General features: G+C 73.1%; 4 protein-coding genes and 1 pseudogene. 4 read left to right on the top strand and 1 reads right to left on the bottom strand.

Annotated features, from left to right (window positions below; translation table 11 throughout):
* Positions 1-117 precede the first annotated feature (117 nt).
* Positions 118-370 (top strand): annotated as a pseudogene (locus tag JNW89_RS26740) (response regulator transcription factor); the annotation flags it as partial.
* 35 nt (positions 371-405) lie between these two features.
* On the opposite strand, the gene JNW89_RS26735 reads toward JNW89_RS26740, so the two are convergent.
* Positions 406-816 (bottom strand): DUF5319 domain-containing protein, encoded by a 411-nt coding sequence (locus JNW89_RS26735; RefSeq protein WP_154941884.1) that lies wholly within the window; start codon positions 814-816, stop codon positions 406-408.
* A gap of 196 nt (positions 817-1,012) precedes the next feature.
* Between JNW89_RS26735 and guaB the strand changes: the two genes are divergently transcribed.
* From guaB to JNW89_RS26720, 3 genes are read left to right on the top strand one after another with little or no spacing between them, the layout of a single operon-like run.
* Positions 1,013-2,575, top strand: a complete 1,563-nt coding sequence (gene guaB / locus JNW89_RS26730) for an IMP dehydrogenase (protein WP_238451096.1) — start codon at positions 1,013-1,015, stop codon at positions 2,573-2,575.
* A 28-nt stretch (positions 2,576-2,603) separates the two neighbouring features.
* Positions 2,604-3,722 carry a GuaB3 family IMP dehydrogenase-related protein gene (locus tag JNW89_RS26725; RefSeq protein WP_238451094.1) on the top strand — a complete coding sequence of 373 codons (1,119 nt, stop codon included), beginning with the start codon at positions 2,604-2,606 and terminating at the stop codon, positions 3,720-3,722.
* Between the two features lie 50 nt (positions 3,723-3,772).
* Positions 3,773-5,182: a M1 family metallopeptidase gene (locus JNW89_RS26720; protein ID WP_375155146.1), complete on the top strand. Its 1,410-nt coding sequence runs from the start codon at positions 3,773-3,775 to the stop codon at positions 5,180-5,182.
* Positions 5,183-5,310: the final 128 nt, after the last annotated feature.

Here is a 5,310-nt window from a genome sequence, read left to right as displayed (position 1 = left end):
CTGTCCTTGTCGTACGGCGCGCACTCCTCCGAAACCTCGATCGCCTCGGTGCCGTGGGAGTAGAGCAGGGAGGTGAAGTGCCAGCCGCCGGTGTTGCCGGCGCTGTACTCCGCGTACCCGGCGATGGCCCGCCCGGCGGGCGGGCGCCGGCCGCGCGCGCAGGCGGCGCGGGCCGTCGGACTGACCGAGCGGGGAACTCCAGGTGCTGCTCGGGATGGCCGAGGGGAAGAGCAACGCCGAGATCGGGCGGGAGCTGTTCGTCTCGGAGGACACCGTCAAGACGCACGCCCGACGGCTGTTCCGCAAGCTCGGCGCCCGGGACCGCGCGCACGCGGTGGCCGCCGGTTTCCGCGCCGGCCTGGTCGCCTGAGCCGGCTGCCCGCGGTCGGGCCCAGTCGTCCGGGCTCAGTCGTCGGAGGGGGACTCCTCCTCGGCCGCCTCGGTCAGCGTGTCGTGCACCCCGTCGGCGTAGCCGCGGGCGTAGTCCCAGGTGACGTAGTGGTCGGGGTCGGGGTCGTAGGCCGGCTCGTGCACCCGCGGCCGGCCGGAGCTGAGCAGGTGGCGCAGATTGCCCCGGAGCAGGTCCCAGTCGAAGTAGTGCGGCTCGCGGCAGTCCTCGCACTCGATCACCAGCCCGCGCACCCCGATCGGCGACAGCAGGGCCTGGTAGATCTCCAGGTCGGCCAGATCCTCCAGGACGTCCTGGCGCTCGACCTCGGTCAGCGGGTCGAGCGGGTCGTCCTCACGCGGATCGTGCAGCCCAGCAGCCGGATCGGCCGGGTCGCCGTTGAACGGGTCGATGGGCTCGTCGTGCACCCCCTCACCGTAGTCCCAACGCTCGCCGGACGCGTCCCCCCGGCCACCCCTGTGGCCTCGCCGACCCGCGCCGGCACCGCCGGGGCCGGCCCAGCTCAATGGGTACGATGAAACGACGCGCCGTCATCCCGGCGTGCGCCGGTGCCCGCGCGCGCCACCTCGCTGAAGCCCGTCCGAGCAGCTCAGGAGAGCAATCGTGGAGAATTCGCCCAGCACTGATCTTCCCGGCGGCGTCGGCAACGGCGAGCCGGGTGGTCACCTGCCGGAGCTGCCGGCCGGCTCGGCACGGGTGGTGCCGCTCGGTCTGACCTTCGACGACGTGCTGCTCCAGCCGGGCGAGTCGGACGTGGTACCCAGCCGGGTCAACACCCGCACCCGGCTCACCCGCAACATCGAGCTGACCGTGCCGCTGCTGTCCAGCGCGATGGACACGGTCACCGAGGCGCGGATGGCGATCGCCATGGCCCGCCAGGGCGGCATCGGGGTGCTGCACCGCAACCTCTCGCTGGAGGACCAGGCGCTCCAGGTCGACCTGGTCAAGCGCTCCGAGTCCGGCATGATCACCAACCCGGTGACCGCCAGCCCGGACGACACCCTCCGCGAGGTCGACGAGCTCTGCGGCCGCTACCGCATCTCCGGCGTACCGGTGGTCGACGGCGACGGGCAGCTGGTCGGCATCGTCACCAACCGGGACATGCGGTTCGTCTCCGCGCCGGAGACCCCGGTCCACGAGATCATGACCCGCACCCCGCTGATCACCGCTCCGGTCGGGGTGAGCAAGGACGACGCCCTCGACCTGCTCCGCCGGCACAAGGTGGAGAAGCTGCCGATCGTGGACGACTCGGGCCGGCTGCGCGGGCTGATCACCGTCAAGGACTTCACCAAGAGCGAGCAGTACCCGAACGCCACCAAGGACGAGGCGGGCCGGCTCCGGGTCGCCGCGGCGGTCGGCGTGGGCGACGACGCGTACAAGCGGGCCCGGACGCTGGTGGACGCCGGCGTCGACGTGATCATCGTGGACACCGCGCACGGTCACCAGCGGGCGGTGCTGGACATGGTCCGCCAGCTCAAGAAGGACGTCGGCATCGACATCGTCGGCGGCAACATCGCCACGTACGCCGGGGCGAAGGCGCTGGTCGACGCGGGCGCCGACGGCGTCAAGGTGGGGGTCGGCCCGGGCGCGATCTGCACCACCCGGATCGTCGCCGGGGTGGGCGTACCGCAGATCACCGCGATCATGGAGGCCGCGCGGGCCGCCCGCCCGGCCGGTGTGCCGGTGATCGGCGACGGCGGCATCCAGTACTCCGGGGACATCGCCAAGGCGCTGGTCGCCGGCGCCGACACGGTGATGCTCGGCAGCCTGCTGGCCGGCTGCGAGGAGAGCCCCGGCGAGCTGATCTTCATCAACGGCAAGCAGTACAAGGCGTACCGGGGGATGGGCTCGCTCGGCGCGATGCAGTCCCGCGGCCAGGGCAAGTCCTACTCCAAGGACCGCTACTTCCAGCAGGACGTGCTCGCCGAGGACAAGCTCGTCCCCGAGGGCGTCGAGGGCCAGGTTCCCTACCGGGGGCCGCTCTCCGCGGTCGCCCACCAGCTCATCGGTGGGCTGCGCGCCGCGATGGGGTACGTCGGCGCGGAGAGCATCCCCGAGCTGCACCGCCGCGGCCAGCTCATCCGGATCACGGCGGCCGGGCTCAAGGAGAGCCACCCGCACGACATCCAGATGACCGTCGAGGCGCCCAACTACCACTCCCGCTGACCATCACCCCCAACCACCTGGAGTCCCCATGCGTGACGTGGTCGAGATCGGGCTGGGCAAGACCGCGCAGCGCGGCTACCACCTGGACGACATCGCCATCGTGCCGAGCCGCCGGACCCGGGACGTCGACGACGTCTCCACCAGCTGGCAGCTCGACGCGTACCAGTTCGGCATTCCCTGCGTCGGGCACCCGTCGGACGCGACGATGAGCCCGGCCACCGCCGTCCGGCTCGGCCAGCTCGGTGGGCTCGGCGTGCTCAACGTCGAGGGCCTGTGGACCCGGTACGAGAACCCGACCAAGGTCCTGGAGGAGCTGGCCGGCCTCGGCGAGGACGCCCGGGCGACCAAGCGGCTCCAGGAGGTCTACTCCGAGCCGATCCGTCCCGACCTGATCGCCGAGCGGGTGCGCGAGCTGCGCGCCGGCGGCGGCACGGTGGCCGTCCGGGTCTCCCCGCAGCACACCCTGGCGCTGGCCCCGGTGATCCTCGACGCCGGCGTCGACATACTGGTCATCCAGGGCACCATCGTCTCGGCCGAGCACGTCTCGACCACCGACGAGCCGCTGAACCTCAAGGAGTTCATCGCCGACCTCGACCTGCCGGTCGTGGTGGGCGGGTGCACCGACTACAAGACGGCGCTGCACCTGATGCGGACGGGCGCGGCCGGCGTGATCGTCGGTATCGGCGGCGACGACTGGTCGACCACCGAGTCGGTGCTGGGCATCCGGGTGCCGATGGCGACCGCGATCGCCGACGCCGCCGCGGCCCGCCGCGACTACCTGGACGAGACCGGCGGCCGGTACGTGCACCTGATCGCCGACGGCGACATCCAGACCTCCGGCGACATCGCCAAGGCGCTGGGTTGCGGCGCGGACGCGGTGATGCTCGGCGAGGCGCTCTCGCTCTGCGAGGAGGCGCCGGCCGGTGGCGCCTGGTGGCACTCGGCCGCCAGCCACCCGTCGCTGCCGCGCGGTGCGTTCGAGATCGCCGGCGAGCCGCTGGGCTCGATGGAACAGCTGCTCTTCGGCCCGGCCGACGAGCCGGACGGCCAGCTCAACCTCTTCGGCGGGCTGCGCCGCGCGATGGCCAAGTGCGGCTACCGCGACCTCAAGGAGTTCCAGAAGGTCGGCCTGGTCCTGGACCGCTGACCCGGACAAAACCACCCCGACGCACCGGTCGCGCCGATTAGGCTCGGCCGGTGCGTCGTATCCGGTCCAAGGCCCTGCTCGCCGCCGTCGTGGCGGCGACGGCCCTGGCGAGCGCCGGTTGCACGTCCGACCACGAGGACCGCAGCGAGTTCCGGCCCGGCGCCGCCGACGCCGGTGACCCGTACGTCCCGGGTCGTGGCAACGGCGGCTACGACGTCTCCGGCTACCGGCTGCGGGTGCGGTACGACCCGGCGACCGACCGGTTGACCGGCCGGGCCACCGTCACCGCGACCGCCACCGCCGCCCTCTCCCGGTTCAACCTGGACCTGATCGGGCTGGACGTCTCGCGGGTGACCGTCTCCGGGGCGGCGGCCCGGCACCGCCGCGACGGCAGCGAGCTGATCATCACGCCGTCGCGGGGGCTGCCCCGCGGCACCGGGTTCAGCGTCGAGGTCGACTACGCCGGGGTGCCGACCGCCGTGCCCGACGGCGAGCTGGGCAGCGGCGGGTTCCTGCACACCGCCGACGGGGCGATCGTGCTCGGCCAGCCCGAGTCGGCGGCCACCTGGTTCCCGGTCAACGACCACCCGTCCGACAAGGCCACCTACGACGTCGAGGTGACGGTCCCCGACGGGCTGGCCGCGCTGAGCAACGGGGTACCGGGGGAGCGGAGCAGCACCGGCGGCTGGACCACCTGGCGGTGGGCCGAGCGCGCGCCGATGGCCAGCTACCTGACCACCCTGGTGATCGGCGACTACCGGGTCGAGACCAGCACGCACGGCGGCCGGCCGATGGTGACGGCGGTGCCGGCCGCCCTGCCGGCGACCGGCCCCGAGGCGGCCTCGCTGGCCCGTACCGGCGAGATAGCCGACTTCCTCGCCAGCCGGTTCGGGCCGTACCCGTTCGACTCCTACGGCGGCATCGTGGTGACCGACAGCCGGATCGGGTACGCGTTGGAGACCCAGTCCCGTCCGGTCTACGGGCCGGGCTTCTTCTCAAGCGGCCGGCCCAACCCGTCGGTGGTGGTCCACGAGCTGGCCCACCAGTGGTTCGGCAACAGCGTCTCGGTGGCGAGCTGGCAGGACATCTGGCTCAACGAGGGCTTCGCCACGTACGCGGAGTGGCTGTGGGCGGAGCACGACGGCGGCCGGACCGCGCAGCGTGCCTTCGAGCTGCGGCACGCCGTCACCGACTGGTCCCAGCCGGCGGTCGATCCCGGCCGGGCGGCGATGTTCGGCGACGGGGTCTACCAGCGGGGTGCCCTCGCGGTGCACGCGCTGCGCCGGACCGTCGGCGACGAGACGTTCTTCCGCCTCCTCAGTGGCTGGACCGAGGAGCGGCGCGGCGGCGTCGCCAGCACCACCGATTTCGTCGGGTACGCCGAGCGGGTCGCCGGCCGCCCGCTGCGCCCCCTGCTGGACGCCTGGCTGGCCGGCGGCGTCGCGCCCGCGCTTCCGTGACCCACGGGTGACCGCCGGTCGGTAGGCTGCCGCCGACGACACGGGGAGGTGCCGGGTGGCCATGGCGCGGATGCGGCGGGGCGTCGGTCTGGTGACGGTGGCGGCCCTCGGGCTCGCCGGGTGCGGGT

The sequence above is a fragment of the Micromonospora sp. 4G55 genome (assembly GCF_016803375.1).
This window is presented reverse-complemented; position numbering and strand designations above follow the sequence as displayed.

Coding starts and splice junctions, on each gene's coding strand:
- JNW89_RS26725 (WP_238451094.1), top strand. CDS start 2,604: ATGCGTGACGTGGTCGAGATCGGGCTGGGCAAGACCGCGCAGCGCGGC.